The 23,634-nt window shown below is 60.7% G+C and carries 19 protein-coding genes; 6 read left to right on the top strand and 13 right to left on the bottom strand.

Annotated elements, in window-relative coordinates; all coding sequences use genetic code 11:
* The first annotated feature begins 6 nt into the window (after positions 1 to 6).
* Together HSS18214_RS0115825 and HSS18214_RS0115820 are read left to right on the top strand one after the other, a co-directional pair.
* Positions 7 to 690 (top strand): response regulator transcription factor, encoded by a 684-nt coding sequence (locus HSS18214_RS0115825; RefSeq protein WP_016916246.1) that lies wholly within the window; start codon positions 7 to 9, stop codon positions 688 to 690.
* Entirely contained in the window at positions 687 to 2,102 is a 1,416-nt protein-coding gene (locus HSS18214_RS0115820) for a sensor histidine kinase (protein WP_016916245.1), read from the top strand. Before HSS18214_RS0115825 ends, HSS18214_RS0115820 begins: the two co-directional genes overlap by 4 nt.
* Here the strand turns inward: HSS18214_RS0115820 and HSS18214_RS0115815 are convergent.
* The 7 genes from HSS18214_RS0115815 to HSS18214_RS0115785 all read right to left on the bottom strand — a co-directional run bounded on the left by HSS18214_RS0115815 (position 2,044) and on the right by HSS18214_RS0115785 (position 10,139).
* A complete protein-coding gene (locus tag HSS18214_RS0115815) occupies positions 2,044 to 3,063 on the bottom strand; it encodes an AbrB family transcriptional regulator (protein WP_016916244.1) in 1,020 nt (339 codons plus the stop codon). The genes HSS18214_RS0115820 and HSS18214_RS0115815 overlap by 59 nt on opposite strands.
* 19 nt (positions 3,064 to 3,082) lie before the next feature.
* Entirely contained in the window at positions 3,083 to 4,591 is a 1,509-nt protein-coding gene (locus HSS18214_RS0115810; protein ID WP_016916243.1) for a tripartite tricarboxylate transporter permease, read from the bottom strand.
* Positions 4,592 to 4,610: 19 nt separating this feature from the next.
* A complete protein-coding gene (locus HSS18214_RS0115805) occupies positions 4,611 to 5,063 on the bottom strand; it encodes a tripartite tricarboxylate transporter TctB family protein (RefSeq protein ID WP_016916242.1) in 453 nt (150 codons plus the stop codon).
* A 67-nt stretch (positions 5,064 to 5,130) separates the two neighbouring features.
* Positions 5,131 to 6,144: a Bug family tripartite tricarboxylate transporter substrate binding protein gene (locus tag HSS18214_RS0115800; protein WP_016916241.1), complete on the bottom strand. Its 1,014-nt coding sequence runs from the start codon at positions 6,142 to 6,144 to the stop codon at positions 5,131 to 5,133.
* A gap of 154 nt (positions 6,145 to 6,298) precedes the next feature.
* Positions 6,299 to 7,195, bottom strand: a complete 897-nt coding sequence (locus HSS18214_RS0115795; RefSeq protein WP_016916240.1) for a bile acid:sodium symporter family protein — start codon at positions 7,193 to 7,195, stop codon at positions 6,299 to 6,301.
* Between the two features lie 35 nt (positions 7,196 to 7,230).
* Positions 7,231 to 8,982, bottom strand: coding sequence for an AMP-binding protein (locus tag HSS18214_RS0115790; RefSeq protein WP_016916239.1), 1,752 nt, complete (start codon positions 8,980 to 8,982; stop codon positions 7,231 to 7,233).
* 224 nt (positions 8,983 to 9,206) lie between these two features.
* Entirely contained in the window at positions 9,207 to 10,139 is a 933-nt protein-coding gene (locus tag HSS18214_RS0115785) for an alpha/beta hydrolase (protein WP_016916238.1), read from the bottom strand.
* A 158-nt stretch (positions 10,140 to 10,297) separates the two neighbouring features.
* Here HSS18214_RS0115785 and HSS18214_RS0115780 point away from each other — a divergent pair, with 158 nt between their 5' ends.
* From HSS18214_RS0115780 to dauA, 3 genes are all read left to right on the top strand, one after another.
* Positions 10,298 to 10,684, top strand: a complete 387-nt coding sequence (locus tag HSS18214_RS0115780; protein WP_016916237.1) for a hypothetical protein — start codon at positions 10,298 to 10,300, stop codon at positions 10,682 to 10,684.
* A 190-nt stretch (positions 10,685 to 10,874) separates the two neighbouring features.
* Complete coding sequence (gene betT, locus HSS18214_RS0115775; protein WP_016916236.1) at positions 10,875 to 12,923, top strand: choline BCCT transporter BetT; 2,049 nt, start codon at positions 10,875 to 10,877, stop codon at positions 12,921 to 12,923.
* Between the two features lie 159 nt (positions 12,924 to 13,082).
* Positions 13,083 to 14,819, top strand: a complete 1,737-nt coding sequence (gene dauA, locus HSS18214_RS0115770; RefSeq protein ID WP_040461294.1) for a C4-dicarboxylic acid transporter DauA — start codon at positions 13,083 to 13,085, stop codon at positions 14,817 to 14,819.
* A 68-nt stretch (positions 14,820 to 14,887) separates the two neighbouring features.
* On the opposite strand, the gene adhP is transcribed toward dauA, so the two are convergent.
* Together adhP and exaC are read right to left on the bottom strand one after the other, a co-directional pair.
* Positions 14,888 to 15,916, bottom strand: a complete 1,029-nt coding sequence (gene adhP / locus HSS18214_RS0115765) for an alcohol dehydrogenase AdhP (RefSeq protein ID WP_026001993.1) — start codon at positions 15,914 to 15,916, stop codon at positions 14,888 to 14,890.
* 123 nt (positions 15,917 to 16,039) lie between these two features.
* Entirely contained in the window at positions 16,040 to 17,560 is a 1,521-nt protein-coding gene (gene exaC / locus HSS18214_RS0115760; RefSeq protein ID WP_016916233.1) for an acetaldehyde dehydrogenase ExaC, read from the bottom strand.
* 117 nt (positions 17,561 to 17,677) lie between these two features.
* On the opposite strand from exaC, the gene HSS18214_RS0115755 reads away from it, so the two are divergent.
* Positions 17,678 to 18,397: a response regulator gene (locus HSS18214_RS0115755; protein ID WP_016916232.1), complete on the top strand. Its 720-nt coding sequence runs from the start codon at positions 17,678 to 17,680 to the stop codon at positions 18,395 to 18,397.
* Between the two features lie 11 nt (positions 18,398 to 18,408).
* Here HSS18214_RS0115755 and HSS18214_RS0115750 read toward each other — a convergent pair whose 3' ends face one another.
* The 4 genes from HSS18214_RS0115750 to HSS18214_RS0115735 are packed head-to-tail and all read right to left on the bottom strand — an operon-like array spanning position 18,409 to position 23,628.
* Positions 18,409 to 19,791 carry a hybrid sensor histidine kinase/response regulator gene (locus HSS18214_RS0115750; RefSeq protein ID WP_026001992.1) on the bottom strand — a complete coding sequence of 461 codons (1,383 nt, stop codon included), beginning with the start codon at positions 19,789 to 19,791 and terminating at the stop codon, positions 18,409 to 18,411.
* Positions 19,769 to 20,926 (bottom strand): nitric oxide-sensing protein NosP, encoded by a 1,158-nt coding sequence (gene nosP, locus HSS18214_RS0115745; protein WP_016916230.1) that lies wholly within the window; start codon positions 20,924 to 20,926, stop codon positions 19,769 to 19,771. The genes HSS18214_RS0115750 and nosP overlap by 23 nt, the downstream gene beginning before the upstream one ends.
* Entirely contained in the window at positions 20,907 to 23,153 is a 2,247-nt protein-coding gene (locus HSS18214_RS0115740) for an ATP-binding protein (RefSeq protein WP_016916229.1), read from the bottom strand. Before HSS18214_RS0115740 ends, nosP begins: the two co-directional genes overlap by 20 nt.
* Positions 23,140 to 23,628 (bottom strand): putative pterin-binding protein, encoded by a 489-nt coding sequence (locus HSS18214_RS0115735; RefSeq protein ID WP_016916228.1) that lies wholly within the window; start codon positions 23,626 to 23,628, stop codon positions 23,140 to 23,142. The genes HSS18214_RS0115740 and HSS18214_RS0115735 overlap by 14 nt, the downstream gene beginning before the upstream one ends.
* Positions 23,629 to 23,634 lie beyond the last annotated feature (6 nt).

Here is a 23,634-nt window from a genome sequence, read left to right as displayed (position 1 = left end):
TGCACCATGAAAGCGCTCATCGTAGAAGATAACGACAATCTTGCGCGCTCGATTGCCTCGACGTTAGAAGAGGCCAGCTTCACCATCGACGTGGCCTGCGATGGTGAAAAAGCGCTGCTCATGCTGCAGCAAGGGGGGTATGACCTGCTGGTACTCGACCTGGGGCTGCCGCTGCTCGATGGCATGTCGTTGCTGCGCCTGTTGCGCCACCAGCAGAACACCATTCCCGTCTTGATCATCTCCGCCCGCGACACCCTGGACCAGCGCATTCTGGGGCTGGAAGTCGGTGCGGACGATTACCTGTGCAAGCCCTTCTCGCTGAACGAGGTAGCCGCCAGAGCCCGCGCGCTGGTCAGAAGAGCCAAGCATTTTGGCGGTGAGAGCTTGCGCTGCGGGCGCCTGGAGTTCTTTCCGGATGCCATGGAGCTGCGCGTGGACGGCCAGGCCCTCACGCTACACCGCCGTGAGCTGGAGGTCATCGAATACCTGCTGATCAATCAGAATCGGCTGGTCAGCAAGGACCAGATCATCGACCGGCTCTCCTCGACGGATGAAGCCATCAGCTACGCCGCTGTGGAAACCTACATTTCACGTATTCGCAAAAAGATCGGCCATGACTTCGGCCTGAAAACCGTGCGAGGGCTGGGCTATTACCTGGCCCCACCCGCCTCGGAGGAAGGCGCGCCTTGACCCAGACACCCCGCTCCATCCGCAGTCGCCTGCTGCTGTGGATTGCCTTGCCGTTCACCGCCCTGGCCTTCCTGGCCCTGCTCTCCAGCTACCTGCTGCTGAGCAAGCAGATCAACGAAGCCTTCGACGCCATGCTGCTGAATGCCGCCCAGCGCCTGGAGCGTCGGGTATATACCGCCGATGGCCAGCTACGCATCAACATGCACTACTTCAGCATCAGCACGCTGGGCAGTCGTGGGGAGGGCAAGATTTTCTACCGTATCCGGGAAGCCCAGGGGGGCATGATTGCCGGTTTTCAAGGGCTGGGCGATCCGCCCGACTCCCTCGACGCGCCGCTGTTTTACGACGTGGCTTACGCAGGCAACGAGCTGCGGGCCGTGGCCTTGACCTTCCCTTTTCGCCGCGGGCGTGATGTCGTGGACATCGAAGTCATCGTGGCGGAATCAAAAGAGACCCGGCACTCATTGACCCACGACTTCATGGTCACCCTGGCCGGGCTCACGGCGGTGACCGGGCTGCTGGCGATCACGCTGGCGCTCCTCGCCATCCACCGTGGCCTTGCCCCCTTGAACGCCATCAGCCGCGCACTGCGCCAGCGCTCGCCCCACGACCTGCAGCCCATCCGCGACAGCGTGCCCAGGGAAATACGTCCCCTGACGCAAAGCATCAATTACCTGATGCAACGCATGCAAAGCAGTATTACCAGCACCCAACAGCTCAACGCCGACGTTTCCCACCAGCTACGCACGCCCATTTCAGAGATTCGGGCACTCACGGAAATGACCCTGAAGAGCGAGCAATCACCCGCCAACAGGGCCAACCTGCTGGAGATTCAGCGCATTGCCGAGCATGCCGGGCACACCGTGCAACAGCTGCTGAAATACGCCAAGACCCGCAGTGAGCTGTTCGAACTCACCCAGCTGCAGGCCGTTGACCTGATCGCACTATGCCAGCAGGCTTGCCAGCAGGTCGCCACCGGCATTTACCAAAAGGGCCAGGAGCTGGCCTTCGAGCAGCCCGAGTCCCTGCCCTCCATTCATGGCGACCCCATTTTGCTGCAGTGGTTGGTGATCAACCTGATCGATAACGCCAGCCTCCACGCGGGCGGCGCGCTCCCTTACCAGGGCACCATTACCATTGGCCTCACCCATGACGCCGATACGGTACGACTCAGCGTGCACGATGACGGCGTGGGGGTGGACCCCGCCCGGCTGCCGCAGCTCACCGAACGGTTTTTCCGCGATAACGCCCATGCACCGGGCAGCGGCCTTGGCCTGGCCATCGTCGAACAGGTGGCCACTACCCACGGCGCCCAGCTTACCGTGCGCAATCGCCCTCAGGGCGGGCTGGAAGTCACGGTGGCGTTTCCGGTGCTGCCAGCGTCGTCAGGCGGATCATCAGCGGCGTCATGAAGATCAGCAACAGCAGCCGCAGAATATGGTGAGAGACCACGTAAACCGGGTCGATCCCCATGACCATGGCGATGACCGCCATCTCCCCGACGCCCCCCGGAATCAGCGCCAGCATCACCGCCACGAACGGCAATGACGTGACGCTGGCCACCAGCCAGGCCATCAACGCGGCCACCACCAGCGCAAAGAGCGCATACAGCATGCCGAACCGCCCTACCCGCACCACCTGTTTCCAGTGGGTGCCTGAAAAACGCGAGCCCACCGAGGAGCCCAGCACCAGAAAGGTCACCAGCAGGATTTCATTGGGCAGCGTGTAGGCTACGCCCACATTGGCAATCAAGGCACCTGCCGCCATCGGCCCCAGAAACTCCGGTAGCGGCAAGCGGATCAGGCGACCCAGCCACCAGCAAGCAGGAGCCAGCAGCAGTGGCAGCACCCCCATGAGCGACAGCGGCTCGGCCGAGGGCGGCAAGGCCACGCTGTCGACGAACAGGCTGGCCAGCAGCGCTGCGCCCGATACCACGGTGACCAGCCTCAGCGAGTGAGAAATGGCGATCCAGCGCAGGTCACCATGGGCACGCTCGGCCAGCACCAGGGCCGAGTTCATGCTGCCTGGGTAGGCACAGAACATGGCGTTCAGGCTGCCGACGCGGGCACGAGCAAAGATCCAGTACCCTCCTGCCAGCATCAGCACCATGTAGGCCAGCATGGCCAGCACGCTGGGGTACCACTGCACCAGGCTCACCAGCTCGTCCGCGTGGATACGACTACCGATGAACAGTCCCAGTAGGGCAATGGCCACGCGATGCAAGCGCTTGTCTACCCCGGTGCGAACGCCTGCCAGCGAAACGCCCATGACCATGAACAGCGCCCCTAGCATCCACGCCAGCGGCAGCGAAAAAAGGGTGGCCACCAGGCCACCCAAACATCCCAAACCAATGGTTTTCAGCGTTTTTTTCACCCGTTCCCCCGTTGCTGCGCTACGCCCGGGCCGCCGCACGCCGCGACTGAAAGCGCTTGACCAGCGGCTGGCCAAACAGCGAAATCAACAACAGCGCCAGGATGGCCAGGGTCGCAGGCCGCTCCAGCACGTAGGTGATGTCCCCGCCACTGATCTGGTAGGAGTGCAGCAGCGACTTCTCCGCCAGAGCCCCCAGCAGCATGCCAATGACCGCCGCAGGCACCGAGTAACCGTAGTGGCGGAAGATCCAGCCGATCACGGCAAACACCAGCACCGTGGCAGGCCCGGTCATGTTGCCGGTGAGCCCGAACGACCCCATGACCGCCAATACCAGCACGGAAGGAATCAGATAGCGCATGGGCACCTTGACGATGTTGGCCAGCAGCGGAATGAACAAAATCCCCACGATGACCAGCAAGAATACCTGGGCGAAGTTGGCAAAGATGATGGCGTAGACCACGTCCGTTTGCTGGCGGATGAACTGCGGGCCACCGGTAATGTTGTGCATGGCAAACGCGGCCAGCATCACCGCCGTTGCCCCACCGCCGGGAATACCCAGCGCCAGCAGGGTTGCCATGGAGCCGCCCTCCGAGCTGCTGTTGGCGGCCTCGGACGCGACGACCCCTTTGGGGTTGCCCTTGCCGTAGGAGTCCGGGTCTTTATCCCGCCGCCTGGTCTCGATGTAGGAGAGCAGATTGGAAACCGACGACCCGACGCCGGGCACCGCACCCACCAGCACACCGATCAAACCACCGCGAATCATCACCACAGGATGACGCAGCGCCATCTTGCAGCCCTGAAAAATTTCGCTGGCACGCACCTTGCGCGCATCCGCCGACTCGACGATGAACCCCTTGTTGGCCAGCTTGAACAGCTCGGACGCCGCAAACATGCCCATCATGGCAGGAATCACCGGCACCCCATCCAGCAGGTAGGTTTGCCCCATGGTGCCACGGGCCAGGCCAATCTCGTTGAACCCGATGGTTCCCACCAGCAGCCCCACGAAACCGGCCACCAGGCCTTTGAGCACCTGTTCACCCTTGAGGCTGGCGATCAGCGTCATGCCCCAGAGGATCACCACGAACATCTCGGCGGGCCCCAGGCGCAGGACCATATAGGAGAGCGGCTGGATCATGAAGAACAGCACCACGTAGCCCATCAGCGAACCGACCACCGAGGCGGCCAACGCCACTCCCAGCGCCTGGTTGTGCTGCCCGCGTCGCGCCATCGGGTAGCCGTCAAAGGCCGTGGCAATGGCCGAGGAAGTCCCGGGGATATTCATTAGAATGGCCGGGATCCCTGCGCCAAACGAGCCGCCGGTAAAAATCGCCGTCAAGAACAGCATGGCCTGAATGAAGTCCATGTACATGGTCATGGGCAAGAAGATCGCCATGGCCATGGAGATCTGCAGGCCCGGCGTTGCCCCAAAAATCAGCCCCAGCACGATACCGGGAATCACCACGAGCCAAGGGCCTGCGCTGGAGAAGAGCAGGTTCATACTCTGCTCGACGGCACCAAAATCAATCATGTTGCCTCCTTCGATGCGTTCAGCTGGGCAGCAGCAGCAGCGTCATGGGGTAAGGCAGCATTCGCGAAAAAAAGAACGCTGCACCAAGGCCAAACAGCGCGCTGAAGCCGAATACCGCCAGCCAGTTGCGCTCACCCTTGAGAATCAGAAAAGACGCGATGAACGCCACCGTCGCCAGGTCGAAACCCAGGGTTTCCAACGACATCACGTAAGCGGCAAACAGGCCCACCACCGGCAGCGTACGCAGCAGGGGTTCCTCTTGCTGGTCCTGGGTCAGCAGCGTGCCTTTCTTCAGGCGCAGTACCACCTCCAGGGCAATCAGCGCCAGTACCAGCAGCGCCATGGGAAGAATCAGCAGTAAGTTCTGGGGGGTCGCGGAGACGCGAATGGCATCCATCAGATACCACAGCGTAAAGCTCGCCAGACCGATGAGGACGAGCGCGTCCCCATAGTCACGTTTTTGTGCCGTCATGGGTAAACTCCTGGCAAGCACCCCTTTAGGGTGCCTGCCACTACAGGATCGTCAGACGATGGGGTGATCAGTTGAGCAGGTGGGCGTACTTCTCGAACACGTCGTAGTTTTCGCGCATCAGCTCATTGGAACGCTCGGGGCCTACCCATACGCCGCCCATTTCATTGCGCTCCAGATGCTCTTGCACGTCCTTACGCGCCAGCGCGTTCTGGATGGCATCCGCGAGGGCTTCGTAACGGCCCGGATGCTGGCGCTCGACTTCGCTGGTCACCGCGAAGCCGCGCATGGAGCCTTGCAGCACAGGCACTTCCAGCTCCATGGGAGCAAGGGCCTCATTGATGGTCGGTGCATCCCACTGCTCGATACGCTCGTCGTTGACGATGGCCAGCGGCGTCAGGAACTCACGAATGCCTTCGCTGCCCTGTGCACTGATGGAGACGAAATCCACTTGGCCACCGGCCACCGCCGAACGCGCTTCACCACCGCTGTTGTAGGTCACCAGGTTGAGGTTTTCCTGGGGGATGCCCGCTTCTTCCAGCAGCAACCGCACCATCAGGTGGCCCGCCGAGCCTTGTACCACGGCACCGCGCACCTGGCCGCGCTGCTCACGAATCGCCTCCAAAAGCGAAGGCAGGTCGTCGTAACCGCTGTCCTTGTTGGCTGCGATCAGGTCGAGGTCGAACCACTGAAAATTGATGTAAGAGAAGTCATCCACGCTGAAATTGGCCCCACCCGTCAGAATCGAGTTGGTCAGGTAAGGGGCAAAGGTAGAGGCATAAACGGTATAGGCGTCGTCCGGTACGTTCAGCACGTAGTTGGAAGCGACCTGAGTTCCCGCCCCTGGGCGGTTGGTGACTTGAATGGGTACGCCAATCTCTTCGGAGATGTATCCCGACATCAAACGGGCCAACCGATCGGCGCTGCCGCCGGTACCAAACCCGACGACCATGTTGAGCGGGCGTTCCGGGTAGCTGTCTGCCGCAGCAGGTAGCACCATGGCCAGTGACGCTACCGTGACGGTGGCGCCCACCAGCAGGGATTTAATCGCGCGAGGAAACGAGCTGACAGGTTGCTTGAGCATAGCGATGTCTCTTGTTGTGCGTGTTATTAGAATCAGGCGGCTGCCTGTAGAGAACAACGCTATCCCACGAAACTGTCATCAACCTTGCACGGGGATCAAAACCAACTAAAGTCTAGTCCCCGCGCCTGCCCTCCGGCTGAACCTTCCGACCGACCTACGAAGGTTCGACCTTGGCTTGATCGCGGGCCAATTCCTCCTTTTTCGTTAGCTTGCGGTAAAACACCGCTACGGCTGTGGAATTCAGCACGATAAACAGCGAATACATGACGGGTATGAGCAGAATCAGCTGCTGTGTTTCGCCACTGAACGTCATGATGACGATCAATGCGGCCAGCGGGCCGTTTTGAATCCCCGTTTCAAGAGATACCGTGCGGGCTTTTTGCGGGTTGAGTTTGAGCACGCGGGAGAATAAATAACCGAACAGAAAACCCACCAAACCGAGCAGAATCACCGCTGCATATACCTGCCAACTGGTCTCCATCAGCAAGCGCCAGTTGCGCGGTGCCCACGTCACCACCAGAAACACGATCACGATAGCCCCCAACACGCCGCCTACCAGCTCAATGACGGCGCCAAGGTTGGCATTTTTACGGCGTATCCACATGCCCAACAGCGTTGGAATCAGCAGTACGAACAGCAGGCGGCCAATTTGGTCGGGCGGTATGCGGAAGGCGTCATCGATCCCCTGGGTATAAAACGCCATCCACAGCGGCACCAGAACAAAGCCCGCCAGCGTGGAGCAGATGGTCATCATGATGCTGAGGCTGAGCAGGCTTCGTGAGAAGTAGGCAAAAATATTGGAGGTCGTGCCGCCCGGCATGCACCCCATCAGCACTAGCCCTACCGTATGTTCAACCGACAGGTCGAGAAGGCGCGCCAGGGCAAAGGCGATAAAAGGCATCAGCAGATACTGCGATGAAAAGCCAACCCCAATGGCCTGGGGGTGGCGCATGGAGAGTTTGAAGTCCTTGAAGGTGAGCGATGCCCCCATGCCGAACATGATGATCACCATCATGATCGACAGTAAGCTTTCTTCCAATGGGCTTAGCATAGTGCTGTAACTCCGTAGCCTGCCGCTGTTTGCGGTTATTGTTGTTTAGTCTCGGCGTGAGTGCCCTGCACGATGGCACGCACTTCTTTGCGCAGCACCTTGCCAACAGGGGTTTTGGGCAGCTCATCCCAGAACACCACTTTTTTGGGAACCTTGTAGGCGGCAAGCTCTGTTTTACAGTGCCGGATAACGTCCTTGGCGCTTAGCCCCTGTTCACGCAGCACGACGTAGGCGTGAACCGCTTCGCCTGTCTGATCGTCGGGGACACCAATGACGGCGGACTCTTGCACTTGAGGTAAGCGCGCAATGCTGTCTTCTACTTCGTTGGGGTAAACGTTAAATCCACTGACCAGAATCATATCTTTTTTACGGTCGACGATTTGAAAGTGACCATCCTCTGACATGGTTCCCACATCGCCGGTGTAAAGCCAGCCACCTTTTAACGTTTTGGCGGTCTCTTCCGGGTTGTTCCAGTAACCTTTCATGATTTGTGGGCCGCGCGCGATAATCTCGCCAGGCTCGCCCGGGGCAACCGTCACGCCCTGTTCATCGACGATGCGCACCTGAGTAAACGGCGCGGGAATGCCGATGCTGTTAGCACGCTCATGCCCAATCGGGTTGAAGCAGATCACCGGAGAGCTTTCTGTTAGCCCGTAGCCTTCGGCAATCGGTGTGCCGACCACCGCGCGCCAGCGCTCAGCGACGGATTTATGTAGCGCGGTGCCGCCCGCCATCGCCACTTTCATGTTTTTAGGCGGGTACACGGTGAACCACTCTTCGTTGAGCAGCGCGTTGAACAGCGTATTGACGCCTGAAATCCAGGAGATCGGGTAGTTATCAAAAGCGCGCTGGCAGTTCTGAATAGGCCGCGGGCTGGGCACGAGCACGTTGTGCGCCCCTTTGCTGTAGAACGCCAGCAGGTTCACCGTGAACGCGAAAATATGGTAGATGGGTAGTGCGGTGAGAACGCACTCTTTGCCAACCTCTATGTGGCTGCCAACCACCAGATCGACCTGTTCTAAATTGCTCAGCAGATTGCCGTGCGTCAACTCTGCCCCTTTACTGACACCGGTGGTGCCGCCGGTGTACTGCAACAGCGCGGTGTCTTCACGCGCGATAGCCTGCCAGTAGCGCGCCACGTCAATGCCTTGTTCGGCTTGCCGTGCACTGCCCGTTTGAATGGCCTGGCTCAACGTCACGGCGTTCAGCGAGTGTTGGGGGATGGCTTTGTTCCAATATTTCAGTACGGCATCCAATACCGTGCGTACGACTGGTGAAAACCATTGTGAAAGCGAAGTGAGTACGACGTGCTGAATGCCAGTGTTGGGGAGCACGTCCTCCAGCTTGTCGGCAAACATATCCATGATGACAAGCGCCTTGACGCCAGCATCGTTGAACTGATGCTCCATTTCTCGACGCGTATAGAGCGGATTGACGTTCACCAGCACACAGCCCGCTTTCAAAACGCCGAAAATGGCCACCGGAAGCGCGAGACAGTTGGGCATTTGCACCGCAACGCGGTCGCCTTTGGCAAGTCCCAGGATTTCACGCAGGTAAACCGCAAACGCATCGGAGAGAGTGTCCGTCTGCCGATAAGCAAGCGTGCCATTCATGCCGTTGGGCATGCAGGTGGTGAACGCGGTGAGGGAGCCATACTGTTGGGCTGCCGCAGTGACCATCGCGGGAATACTGGCAAAGCGCGGCTGCGGCTGGTCACCTATTGCGTGATGGCTGGTGCCATAAAGATGTGCCCACGGCGCGCTGTCATAGAAGTGATCATTTGACATGCACATTCTCTTCGTTGGGGCCCTTTCATGAAGGGGCCATTGTTTTTATTAGCTTTCTACATGTTTTTCTACCGCACAGGCTCTCCATGGAATAACGCAGCCGCTGAGTTTAAGTCAACCGTTTTAATTTTTGCTTTCGCCAGGCGGGGCGTCAAATAAAAAAACGGGCCAAGCGCAAGACGCACTGGCCCCGTCAGTTCGGCCCTCACACAACCCTCTAACATCTAGTCCCCGCGCCTACCCTCCGACTGGACCTGCTGATTCAGAAACGCAATGCCTGCCTCGATGGCACTGCCGCGCAGCAGGAAGCTGGCGAAATGGCCTCGGCCACGCTGAAGATACAGCTCGCTGGGCGTACCTTGCGCCTGAAGCGCGGCATAAAAATCGGTGGCGTGATCGACGGGCACGAGCCGATCCCAGCGGCCGTGAAACAAGAAGAAGGGAGGTGCTTGAGGAGTGATTTGCCGCGCGGGCGATGCCAGGGCATACGCGTCACGCTTCTCAGCGCGCGTACCACCAATGAAGTCCACCACCAGCCGCCCATCGTTGAACTTCAGCAAGTCGCTGGGTAAACCACCGGCCAGCACCGCCGCAAGCCGGGCATGCTCGCCGCCGTAGGGGTCTGCCAAGGGGCCTTCACTGCCCGCCAGCGCCAACAGGCTCACCAGGTGGGCCCCTGAGGAAAAGCCCACGCCGACAATGCGGTTCGTATCCACTTGCCACTCGTCGGCATGGCGATGCAGCCAGGCCATGGCCTGCTGCAAGTCGTGCAGCTGGGCGGGGAAACGATATTCCGGTACGAAGCGGTGTTCGATATTGACGGTGACATAGCCCTGTTCAGCCAGCTGCCGGGCAATGCCTGCCATGTCGTCACGGCTGCGGTTACGCCAACCTCCCCCATGCACCAGCAGGGCGGCCGGACGCAGGCCCGTGCCTTCGGTGCGAGGGAGCAGCACATCGGCCACCAGCGGCTCGGGCCAGTCGTCCGGGGTATAGCGCTGCTGGACCAGCGCCGTAAACGGCAGCGCCTCCCGCAGGCCCTGGCGTTCGATGGCCGGTTCACCCTGGCTGGCCTGATGGGTGGCGCCACAGCCACTGAGCAGCGCTACCAACGCGCCCAGGCGCACATAGCGGCCAATGAATCCAAGTTCTGGCATGGTGTTCTCCTGTTGCCTGTTCCCCTCACCCTGTGGCGTGATCCTTGCCCCTCCGCATAAGACCACGGTTGTTGCACACTTCCTGCAACCGATTTACACCAAGCCCCTGGATACTGCCATGGTCAACATTAGCCCATTAATGACCCATGAGGTATGCCATGAAAATGTCTCTTAGCCAACGTTTTGCTCCCGCCCTTCTGGCCATTGCCCTGATGCCCCTGGCGTTCACCGCGCAAGCCGACCATCATGAGCACCGTGGCATGGACCGTGAAGCCATGCATGAGCGCATGGAAGAGCGCCGCCAGGAAGTTTACCAGCGCGCCGAGCTGAGCGAAGAGCAGCAAACCGCGCTGAATCAGGCCCATGCCGAGCATCGTGAAGCGGTCATGGCGCTGCGTGAGGAGCATCAGGCCCGCGTTGCAGAAATTCTGTCAGATGAAGAGCAGCAGGCACTGCGGGATGCCATGCACGACGTGCACGCCGAATACCGTCAGGAGCACGGCAAGCGTGGTGGCCGCCACGGTGATCAGGCCAATGCTGAATAAGCGTTGATTTAACGTTCGTCCTACCGCCCTGCGCCCAGCTCTGCTGGGCGCAGGGCTATCTATACTCCTGTTTCGTTCATTTTACGTGAGTGGTTCGTCACTTGAACTGGCGTAGCAAACCGCGTATTTTATTTGAACGTTCATTCAAAAATAATTCTTCCCCTTGTCTTAACAACAGGAGTCCGCCTCCATGGCGAAAGACAACTCGACCCTCCCCTCGCGGGATCGACTCAACCCCGTGGTGTTCCACGGCAGCGTCGCCGGTATACTCATCTTTCTGGTGATGACCATGCTGTTTACCGAGCAGGCAGGCGCTTTCTTCGACGCGGGCCTGGCCTGGGTCAGCACCACCTTCGGCTGGTACTACATGCTCGCCATCGTCGCCTACCTGGTGTTCGTGGTACTGATCGGCATGTCGCGCTTCGGCAGCATACGCCTGGGCCCGGACCATTCACGCCCGGAGTTCTCGCTGCTCTCCTGGTCCGCCATGCTGTTTGCCGCCGGCATTGGCATTGACCTGTTGTTTTTCAGCGTGGCAGAGCCGGTGGCCCACTACCTGGCCCCGCCGGACCTGACGCCTGAAAGCCAAGAGGCCATGCGCAACGCTGTCGTTCAGACTTACCTGCACTGGGGGCTTTCGGGATGGGGGCTCTACGTGCTGATGGGCATGGCACTCGCCTACTTCAGCTACCGCCACCGCTTGCCACTGGCGATCCGCAGCGCCCTCTACCCACTGCTGGGCAAGCGCATCCACGGTCCCATCGGTAATGCCGTGGATATCACGGCGGTCATTTCCACCGTGTTCGGTATCGCCACCAGCCTTGGGATTGGCGTTCTGCAGCTCAATTACGGCCTCAACTACATGTTCGACGTTCCCGAGACGTTGACGGTACAGATCATCCTGATTGGCTTGGTCGTGGTGCTGGCCACCATTTCCGTGGTGACCGGGGTCGAGAAGGGCATTCGCCGCCTCTCCGAGTTCAACATGCTATTGGCGCTGGCGCTGATGCTGTTCGTGCTGTTTTCCGGCGATACCCTGACCCTGCTCGACAAAGTGGTGAACAACGCCGGTGACTATCTCTCCGGGTTTGTCACTGCCAGCTTCGATACCTATGCGTTTGCCGACGAAGGCGCCCAAGAGTGGAAAATGTGGTGGACCATTTTCTTCTGGGGCTGGTGGATTGCCTGGACGCCTTTCGTGGGCCTGTTCCTGGCGCGTATTTCTCGTGGCCGCACCATTCGCCAATTCGTCGCCGGTGCGCTGTTCATTCCGCTGTCGTTCATGATGGTGTGGATGTCCATTTTCGGTAACAGCGGTATCGAGCTGGTCGCCAATCAAGGCGTCGTCGAGCTGGGCGAACAGGCGTTGAACTCGCCGCAAACCACGCTCTACACGCTGCTGGAGTACTACCCCTACGTCGGTATCACTGCCGCCGTGGTCACCGTGCTGGGCATTGTGTTCTTCATTACCTCCGCCGACTCCGGCGCCCTGGTACTGGCCAACTTCACCTCGATTCTGAGCGACGTGAACCATGATGCCCCGGTGAAGCTGCGCATTTTCTGGTCGGCCGTGATCGGCCTGATTACCGTGGCACTGCTGATGGCAGGCGGACTGAACGCGCTGCAAAGCGCCGTGGTGATCACCGCCCTGCCATTCTCGGTGGTGATTTTTGCCATCATGGTAGGCACCTACAAAGCCTTGAAGCTGGAAGGCAGCAAGGCCGATGCACGCCGCATGATTGCAGGTAGTGCGCCTGGCGGCGATTGGCGCGAGCGCCTGGACCGTGCGCTGGATACCTCCAACCGTGCTGGGGCAGCGGCCACCATCGAGCATGCGATTCGTCCCGCCATGATCCAGTTTGCCCAGGAGCTCGAAAGCCGTGGCCAAACCGCCAACGTGACCGAAGAGCAGGTGGAAGGCGAGTCGCTGCCCACCTTGACGCTGCAGGTCGACTTTGGCGAAGCCACCAGCTTTGTCTATCAGGTCTGCCCGCACCGCATGCGCACCCCGAGCTTCATCCCGGCAGACGATGACTTCTACGTGCGCCTGGATGTCTATCTGGCCGAAGGCGGCCAGGATAAAGACCTCAACGGCTATACCCGTGGTCAGGTGATTGGCGACCTGGTGGCCGAGTACGAACGCCACCTGCACTTCCTGACCCTGGCCGGGGAGCAGATGGGCCATGTGCAAGCCATGCCCGGCACCATCGGCGAGCCACCAGAAGACGCCCAGATGTAGCGTCAGCACGTTCTCCCTGCAATCTCTATCCCGGCCACCGTGCCGGGATTTTTTTATGCCTGTTCGAGACGAACGGTCGAGACTAACGCCTTGTTGTGAGAACGCAGGCTCAGGCGTAGCGTAAGAGCTTGTTTGGCTTATCGTTGAGGAGGCTTTCCCATGTCTCGTGACGCTCGCACGTCGGGATATGTATTCCCGATGCCTGGTAGTGCTCTGTTACAGGCGTGGCGTGAAGGCTATACGCTGGATCGGTTGAAGCGCGATGTTCTGGCGGGATTGACCATCGGCGTAGTCGCGGTGCCCCTCTCCATGGCCTTGGCCGTAGCCACAGGAGTGCCCCCACAACACGGCCTTTACACCGCCATCGTCGCCGGTGCCATCATTGCCTTGACCGGAGGGTCGCGGTTCAATATCTCCGGCCCAACGGCAGCGTTCGTGGTCATCCTCTTTCCTATCGTCGCTCACCATGGTCTCGGCGGGCTGCTCATTGCCACGTTCATGGCGGGCGTCATCCTGGTGGCCCTCGGGCTTTCCAGGCTGGGCAGCCTGATCCAATACGTGCCCTACCCGGTCATTCTGGGCTTTACAGCGGGCATCGGCGTGGTGATTGCGCTGCTGCAGCTGCCTGACTTTCTGGGTTTGAGCGGCATTACGCTCGGCGACAGTACCCTGCACAACCTGCTGTTGATTGGCCAGGCACTGCCGAGCCTGTCGCTGGAAGAGCTCAGCGTGGGACTGGTCACGCTGGCCGTGCTATTGGTTTGGCCACGCTTGCACACTCCCATCCCCGCGCCGCTGGCAGGCCTGGCCATCGGTACGTTGGCCGCCACGCTGTTACTGTGGGGCGGAATAGAAGTGGACACCATTGCGTCTCGCTTCAGTTGGGAGCTTGGCGGTGAACACGGCAACGGCATTCCCCCTTTCGCCCTAGGCATAAGCGCTCCGTGGCATTTTCCCGGCGCGGATGGCCAGCCACTGGTGATCGACTTTGCCTTGATTCAGGCGCTGCTAGGCCCCGCCCTGGCCATCGCGCTGCTGGCCGCCATCGAGTCGCTACTGTGTGCCGTTGTAGCGGATGGTTTGACACGCACCCGACATGATCCCAATGCCGAGCTTATTGGCCAGGGTCTGGGCAACATGGTGGTGCCTTTTTTTGGTGGCATTACCGCCACGGCGGCCTTGGCTCGGACTGCCACCAACGTCAAGAGCGGTGCCTTTTCACCTATCGCTGCCGTGGTGCATTCGCTGGTGGTATTGCTAGCCGTGGTGGCATTGGCAGGCCTGTTGGGGTTTGTTCCCATGGCCTCTCTGGCGGCGCTGCTGTTCATCATTGCCTGGAACATGAGCGAGGCGCGCCACTTCATGCATACGCTGAAAAGCGCCCCCGCCAGCGATGTGGCGGTGCTGCTCATCTGCTTCGGGCTGACGGTGATTTTCGATATGGTCATCGCGGTGGCGGTCGGTATCGGGCTGGCAGCCGCCCTGTTCATTCGCCGAATGGCTCAACTGACTCATACTCAGCGCCTGGCCTCACCCTCTACAGGGGAGTGCTTTCCACCAGAGGCCGCGCTCTACAGAATGAGTGGCCCGCTGTTTTTTGGCGCCGCTGAAAAGGCCATCGCCACGCTACGCACCGTGGACCCCGACGTTCGTATGGTCGTGCTGGACATGCACGAGGTGCCCAGCCTGGACACCACCGCCATCGTGGCGCTGGCGTCACTGCGCCGAGAGCTGGGCGAGCAAGGCGTAGGGATCATCTTCGTGGGGCTGCCGCCACGCCTGGCGTTGAAACTGAAGCGCGCAGGCATCAAGCGTGAAACAGGCAAACTGGCGGTCGTCCGTACGCTTGCTCACGCGGAACGTATGTCTCGCCGCTGGCTAGGTGGTGGCCGATAGCGCACCTTGGGTGAAGTACTGAAACAGGGGAAGTAGCCTTCCCCTGAGGTGATGCCATTCACTGGCGATTAGCTCGCCATGTCCAATACGATACGGCCTTCGATCTTGCCGTCGATCATGCGTTGGAAAACGTCGTTGATGTTGTCCAGCGTGTCGGTGGCTACCGTGGCCGTGACCTTGCCTTCGGCGGCGAAGTCCAGCGCTTCCTGCAGGTCGCTGCGTGTACCGACGATGGACCCGCGAATGGTAATGCCGTTGAGTACCGTGCTGAAGATCGGCAGCGGGAAATCACCGGGCGGCAGCCCATTCAGCACCAGCGTGCCACCGCGACGCAGCATGTTTTGCGCCTGATCGAAGGCTTTCGGTGAAACGGCCGTGACCAATGCCCCATGAGCACCGCCAATGGTCTTCTTCAGATAGGCCGCCGGGTCGGTTTTCATGGCGTTGACCGTCACCGTCGCTCCCAGGCGTTCAGCCAGGGCCAGCTTGCCGTCATCGATATCCACCGCTGCGACGTTCAGCCCCATGGCCTTGGCATACTGCACGGCCATGTGCCCCAGCCCACCAATCCCGGAGATCACTACCCACTGGCCCGGGCGAGTGTCGGTCATCTTCAAGCCTTTGTAGACCGTCACCCCAGCGCACAGCACCGGAGCGATGTCGATGAAATCCACCGACTCCGGCAGGCGCCCCACATAGCCTGCATCTGCCAATGTATAGTCGGCAAAGCCGCCGTTGACGCTATAGCCGGTGTTTTGCTGAGATTCGCACAGCGTCTCCCACCCGCCCAGGCAGTGCTCGCAGTAGCCACAGGCGGAGTAGAGCCAGGGAACACCTATGCGGTCCCCCTCTTTGACATGGGAGACGCCCTCTCCCACGGCCACGATGTAGCCGACGCCCTCATGCCCGGGAATGAACGGTGGCGAAGGCTTGACCGGCCAATCACCGTGGGCGGCGTGTAAATCGGTATGGCAAACCCCGGAGGCCGCCACTTTCATCAATACTTCGCCCTGTTTGGGACGAGGTACATCGACTTCTTCGATGACCAGCGGCTGGCCAAACTCGCGAACCACTGCCGCGCGCATTGTGCTATCCATGTGCAACTCCTCTTGATGGTCGATACGGCCATTTGAAAACGGCTCTTATCGATAGAGTCAGCGTCAGGGGGGGCTGACAATACCGCCCGGCAGCTGCCGGGCGGCGTTATACATAGACGCAGGCTAGAAAAAGCCCAGCGGATTGATGTCGTAGCTGACCAGCAGGTTTTTGGTCTGCTGGTAGTGCTCCAGCGCGACCTTGTGGGTTTCACGACCAACCCCGGACTTCTTGTAGCCACCGAAGGCCGCATGGGCCGGGTACTGGTGGTAGCAGTTGGTCCACACGCGGCCTGCCTGAATGCCACGCCCCATGCGGAAGGCCACGTTGATGTCGCGGCTCCACACGCCTGCCCCCAGGCCAAACTCGGTGTCGTTGGCGATGGCCAGCGCTTCCTCTTCGTCCTTGAAGGTCGTGACGGCCACCACCGGGCCAAAGATCTCTTCCTGGAACACGCGCATCTGGTTATTGCCTTTCAGCAGCGTGGGCTGAATGTAGTAACCGCTGTTGATGCTGTCGTCGAGGGTCTCCTTGTCACCCCCAGTGAGGAACTCCGCGCCCTCGTCACGGGCGATGTCCATGTAGGACATGATCTTGTCGAACTGCTCCTGAGAGGCCTGAGCGCCCACCTGGACATCGGTATCCAGCGGGTTGCCGCGCTTGATGGTTTTGGTGCGTTCGAGCACTTTGGCCATGAACTCGTCGTACATGCTCTCCTGAATCAGCGCACGCGACGGGCAGGTACACACTTCGCCCTGGTTGAAGAAAGCCAGCACCAGGCCCTCGACCGCCTTATCGATGAAGGACGGTTCGGCCTGCATGATATCGGCGAAGTAGATATTGGGCGACTTGCCACCCAGCTCGACGGTAGAGGGAATGATGTTCTCGGCCGCACACTTGAGAATATGCGACCCTACGGGCGTCGAGCCGGTAAAGGCAATCTTGGCAATACGCTTGCTGGTCGCCAGCGCCTGACCGGCTTCCGCGCCGAAACCGTTGACGATATTGAGCACGCCAGGCGGCAGCAGGTCACCGATCACCTCGGCCACTTTCAAAATGGAAACGGGCGTCTGTTCGGCGGGCTTGAGCACCACGCAGTTCCCGGCAGCCAGCGCGGGGCCAAGCTTCCAGGCAGCCATCAGAATGGGGAAGTTCCAGGGGATAATTTGCCCGACGACCCCCAGCGGCTCGTGAAAGTGGTAGGCCACGGTATTGGCGTCGATGTCGGCCGCGGTGCCCTCCTGGGACCGCAGGCAGCCCGCGAAGTAACGGAAATGGTCGACCGCCAGCGGAATGTCGGCATTGAGCGTTTCCCGCACGGCCTTGCCGTTATCCCACGTTTCGGCCACGGCCAGCATTTCGAGGTTTTGCTCTATGCGGTCGGCGATCTTGAGCAGAATGTTGCTGCGCTCTTGCGCGGAGGTCTTGCCCCAGGCAGGCGCTGCCTGATGGGCGGCATCCAGCGCTTTTTCGATGTCTTCGGCGCTGGAGCGGGGAATTTCACAGAACACTTTGCCATTGACTGGGCTAATGTTGTCGAAGTATTGGCCCTTCACCGGAGGTACGAACTCACCGCCGATGTAGTTGCCATAGCGTTTTTCGAACGAGACGACTGAGCCCGATTCACCTGGGTTGGCGTAGATCATGGTGCTGCTCCTGAGTATTATGATTATTAAAAGGTGCCTATTCAGTGTTGGTCACCGAAGGCAATCCCGGTATCGCCCAATGGCAGGATGTACCCTCATTCCTTGGTAGGAGATGCCATGTATTCGCTACTAGTGGCCGATGACCACCCGCTGTTTCGCGACGCGCTTCAAGCGGTCATCCGCGGCGGGCTGGCCGACACGCAGCTGTTGGAGGCTGACAGCCTGGCGGCAGCCATGGCGCATATCGAGGCACACGACACGCTGGACTTGCTGCTACTGGATTTGAGCCTGCCGGATGCCGACGGCCTGGAAGGGTTGAAAACGTTGCGCAGCGCCTTTCCCTGGCTGCCGGTGGCCATTGTCTCGGCGCATCAGGAGCGCCAACTGGTGCTGGATGCCATCACCCAGGGCGCGGTGGGCTATATCCCCAAGTCCACCCCTGGCGAGCAGCTATTGTCGGCGCTGGAGCAGATACTCCAGGGCCAGCTGTATCTGCCTGCCGATATCATGCGCCGCCCTCCTGCCCAGCGCGCTCCTGCCGCGGCCAGCGTCTCCTCGTCGACCGCCCTCCAGGACGTCGAACGACCCGGGCGCCTACCGCGCTTGACCGACAAGCAGTTGGATGTATTGAGCTGCATGAGCCAGGGGATGTCGAACAAGCAGATCGCGCGGGAACTGACGATTGCCGAAACCACCGTCAAGACCCATGTTTCCGCCATCCTGCGCAAACTGGGCGCGTCCAGCCGTGTGCATGCCATCGTGCTGGCCAGCGAAGAGGATCTGAGCAGCCATATTGCCCAGCGTACGGCCAGCCTGTCGGGCAAGCCCTCCCCTTGAGCCAACGTGCCCTATCCTGGCGGATGGTTCTCCAGTAGCGTTCCCAGCAGCATCTTGAGCCGCAGGGGCTTCAGAGGCTTCAGCAAGTAGTACAGGCCTGCTTCCCGAGAGGCGCGCTTGACCGCGGCTTCGTGGTTGGCGGTAATGACGACGGTCGCCAGGCCGGGGTAACGCCGCCGCAGTCGCGCGGCCAGATCGATACCATTTTCGCGATGCTCACCCAGATGATAATCCACCAGCAGAACCGCAGGTCGCTCCCCGTCACTGGCCGCCTCCAGCGCACTCACCGTGGCGGCAGCACGCACGCGGCAACCCCAACCGCCGAGCAGTGCCTGCATGCCCGCGAGGATGTCCGGGTCATCATCCACCACCCACACCACGCAGCCCTGTAGAGGGTCTTCGTGCCACCAACCAGCGCCCACACCACTTGCAGGCGCTGCACCGGCCGCTCCCGCATAGGGCACGAGAATGGAGAACAGGGAGCCGCGCCCGGGGCGCGACGTAAGCGCAATCGGGTGTTCCAGCATGGCGCTGATACGATCGACGATGGCCAGGCCCAGCCCAAGCCCGCGGTTGTGGTCCCCCTGCGGCTGGCTGGCACGGCGAAATTCGAGAAAGATCGCCCGCCGCTGCGCCTCAGGAATGCCGGTGCCCGTATCCCCCACCATGATCTCGAGCCCGTTGGCGCGTCGCCGACACCCCAGCAACAGGTGCCCCTGCTCGGTGTAGCGCACGGCGTTACTCAGGAAGTTGCGCACCACTCGCGCCAGCAGCGCCAGATCCGAGTCCACCCAGGCCCGGGACGCCACGTAGTGAAACGACAAGCCACGCACGGCAGCCACCTGACGATACTCCTCGGCCAGCGCATCCAGCAGGGTACTCACGGCAAAGGGTGCCTTGTCGGCGTGGAGCACCCCGGCGTCCAGCCGTGAAATGTCCACCAGCGTGCCCAGCAGGCCTTCGACATCCTTCAAGGAGCGGCCGATATGCCCCACCAACGCCTGCGAGGCATCGGGCAACGTATGCGTTTCCAAGGCGCTGGCAAACAGCCGCGCGGCGTTCAAGGGCTGCAGCAAATCGTGGCTGACCGCCGCCAGAAAGCGGGTCTTGGAGAGGTTGGCGGCTTCGGCCTGGGCATTGGCAGCCAACAGCCGAGCATTCACACGCCCCAGTTCGTCCAGCGCACGGTGCAGGGCATCAGTGCGCTCACGCACCTGCTCGGCCAGCAGTACCGAGCGTTCGAACGCGGCATACGGGGCGCCGCTGGGACTGCCGCCTGACTCCACGCGCTCCATCAACGCTTGGCATACTTTGCGCAAACGGCGATTTTCCTCCTGCAGCGTTGCCAGAGTCGGCTGTTCACCGTGTTGCTCAGGAGGCTGGAAGAGCGCCAAAGGCCACCCCCGTAAACGTCTGATTCACATGCATGCCATGGTGCTGCTCACCATAGGTATTGAAACCGACCACGTTGGCATGGCGCAGCAGCATCGAGGCCTGAGCCAGTTGGCCCAACGACTCGAGCGCCATGCGCCGCAAAAAGCAGTCGCAGCCGATGACGGCCACTGGAGGCCCTAGCCGAGTTTCCACCCGCGCCAGCATGGTCGCCAGATTCTCCAGCAGAGGGGCCGGCTGCATGGCGGTGAGGACGATGCCGTTTTCAACGGCACAGTAAAAGCTCAGGCTGTCGTCGTCATTGACGCGCTGGATGGAGCGAATGTAGTGCTGGCCTCCCAATCGCACGGCCAGCGGGTGCTGGGCAAACACCACGGGGTCCAGCGCCGCCACCGGACGCCCTACCAGCTCGGCATAGAGCTGGGCCGCTGGCAGCCCGTTCAGCTCATGCACCCGCCGCTGCGCATGGTCAACCGCCGTGACCACCAGCTTGTGCTCCAGCGGCTGCAAGTGGTGTGTGGAAAACACCTCGAACGGCAACCGGGTATTGATCATTACCACGACGGCCGCTTGGGTATGAAAACGGCCCTTCGCGTAGACATGGGTATGGGACAGGTGATTGTCGTCACCGGCCGAGCCTCCGAAGCTGGGAATGCGGCCCAGCGCGGCGTCCAGAGTGGCCAGCACCTGCTCTTCTCGGCTCGACAAGCCATCCAGCAGCGTGAGCGCAAAGCTGTGCTCATTAACCGGCGCCACCGCCTGATGTCGGCAGCGGTCCAGCAGAGTGTCGACCAGTGACTGAGCCACAGCAAGGTCGAACTGTTCGAGGTCGTCGATCAGCGCCGTTTCGACGGCGAAGAGCCGCCGATCCAGACAGATCGCGACAATGGAGCCCCGTTCATAGCCTTGTGGGGCCAGCTCGCCGGCCGTGGTACAACCGCTGATCGGCAGCGCCCCAAACGCTTCGTTGAGGGCCGCAGCCAAGGCTTCCAGCGAATACTCTGCGCTACAGAAGAACAGCAGAAAGCCTGCCTCGGCATGATATAGCTGGGCAGCCAGCTCTGCGGCGGCTTGAGCCGGATCGGTAGCGCAGCTCGCGGCAGTTAGAATCCCGTTGTCAGTATAGCTGATGGTCACGTCGCCACTTCTCCAGCGCAGCGTGAGTACGACCTGCGCAGTGGCGCAAGCTGCTGAATGCCCGGCTCAGTTGCTCACCTTCGGGCGAGGGCATATCGGCCATCAGTTCCAGTCGCTTGGCCTCGGCCGCCAATCGCTCGGCGCCGACGCTTAGCGACTCGCCACGCAGCTGGTGCGCTAGCCGCTTCACTTGCAGTGCCTGATCGCTGTCCATACTCCCCTCGCTGGAAAAGTAGCCCGCCAACTGCGCGGTATAGTCACTCATCTGCTGATGATAGAGCACGATCAGTTGCGTCACACTCTCGCTGCCCAACGAGGCCAACAGTGTTTGCAGTGCGGCTTCGTCCAACAGGCACGCGTCATCATGCTCCTCGCGCGTGTCGGTCATACTGGGCAGAGGCTGACCCTGCTGACCTGTCAGGTGTAGTGCCAGCACATTGCTCAATGCCAACAGCGATAGCGGCTTGGTGATGTAATCGTTCATCCCAGCGGCCAGACAGCGCTGACGATCATCGTCCGCGCCGCCCGCGGTCATGGCGATAATGGGCACCTGCTGACACCACCCCGCCTGTTGGCGCAGTCGACGCGTGACCTCGATGCCGCTCATATCGGGCAACTGAATATCCATGAACACCAGATGCACCGACTGCCGCGTGACCATGTTCAATGCTTCACGGCCATTTTCGGCACACACCACTTCACACCCCAGCCGCGACAATAAGCCCACCGCGACTTTCCGATTGACGGCGTTGTCTTCTACCAACAGCAGCGAGAAACCGGCAAAGTCTCGGGAGGGAACGGCAGGTAGCGGGGTATCGACGGGGGTCGCCTCGACCAGCGGCAGCTCACACCAGAACGTGCTGCCTTGGCCCGGCTCGCTGGTCACCCCCATGCGGCCCTGCATGGCTTCACACAAGCGTTTGCAAATAGCTAGCCCCAACCCGGTGCCGCCATACCGTCTGGCCACGCTCTCGTCAGCCTGCTGAAAGGGCTCGAACAAGGCAGCCTGCTGCTCGGGATAGATCCCACAGCCCGTATCATGGATTTCAAACACCAGCACGTTGACCGTCGAGCTGACCCGAATGGTGACGCTACCGTAATCGGTGAACTTGATGGCATTGGCGATCAGGTTGAGCAGAATTTGACGCAAGCGCCCTGCATCTATCATGACCCAAGCCGGTACCAGCGCATCGATATCCAGCGAAAGCTGCACGCCCTTGGCCTGAGCCCTGGGTTCGAACAGTGCCATGACGCCTTCCACCAAGGGGGCGAGCGCCGTGGGGGCCGTTTCCAGCGTCAAATGACCTGCCTCGATCTTGGAGAAATCGAGAATCTCGTTGATCATGGCCAGCAGCTGATTAGCGCTCTCGTGGATCGTGCGGGCGTAATCTTCTACCTGAGCGGGGCTGGCAGGCTCACGAAGCAGTTCGCTCATCCCGATCACGCCGTTCAGAGGCGTGCGGATTTCATGGCTGACCATGGCCAGGAAATCGGATTTGGCATGGTTGGCGGCCTGCGCCTGGCGAGCGGTCACCTGAAGCTGCTTACCCAGCTGTTCCTGCTCACGACGCGCGGCCGCGCTTTCACGCATCTCGCGTACCAGAAACGCAATCACCAGCAGGACGGCAAAACTCATCCCGAACAGCAGCGTAATGAGTAGCTTGTAGAGTGTGCTCAACAAGGCGCGCTCTTCCGTTGCCGATTCGGCGAGATAGCCATTGATGGCAATGACGAAGCGCTCGGTCAATCGGGTAAGGGCCTGCAGCTCGCTTTCCAGCGCCGTAACGGGCAGTGGCGTCCCCTCGGCATAAGGTTCGAACATCGGATCCAACCGATCCAACTGCTGCTGAATCGATGCCAACAGCTCACGCGCCGCGCCAATATTCTGCAAGAGTGAACTGACCTCGCCCTCTTGCAGCAGGTTGATACGGCTGTAAAGCAGCTCGAAACGCAGATTCAGCGCATCCTGGGCCGCCGCAGAGAGTGGCGTACGTGTTTCCGCCAGCAAATGGTTCAATAGCTGCACGGCGTCACGGTCGAGTTTGTAGACCACCCAGGCCGTATCTTCGCGCAGGCTCTGGGTCAGGTTGTCCTGGCGCCAGGCGGAGAGACCCGCCACCACCAGCGCCGCCGCGAACAGCAGCACCGTGACGATGGCCAGCAGCTTGAGACGCCGTGGGTAACGCAGCAAACGTGGCGCCCGCGCCGTAGGCTCACTGGCCGACATGGATATGCATGACCTGCCAGACCGACCTGAAGCGCATCCGCTCGCTCAGCAGTGCTTCGTCCTGATCAAAGGGATAAAGCACCCATAAGGGGCCATACTCACGAATTGGAATGTCACGATCGTCACGCGCGAGCGCCAGGATGACATCGTAGTCGTAAAAATCACTGACCGGAATTTCCGCCTCGTAACCATTCAGTGCGGCCACCTTGACTGTCTCGCCCTCTGCCTCCAGAAACTCCAGCAGGGTGCGCATCAAAGGGCCGCGATAGTCACTCTTGCCCTCTGTCCACGGGGTTCCCGTGGTAAACGAATGCTGAGGCAATGTCAGCAGCAACTCGCGATCAAATTGCGCTTGATGCCCTACGTTAGTGGCCCCAACACGACCATCGACGGTGAGCATGACATGTCCTTCTGGCAACGCCAGTGGCGCAGTCATTTCTGCCAGCCCCGCATGAGGAATGCTGAACGCCAGCATGAAGCA

This window comes from Vreelandella stevensii S18214, assembly GCF_000275725.1.
GTDB classification, from domain to species: domain Bacteria; phylum Pseudomonadota; class Gammaproteobacteria; order Pseudomonadales; family Halomonadaceae; genus Vreelandella; species Vreelandella stevensii.
This window is presented reverse-complemented; position numbering and strand designations above follow the sequence as displayed.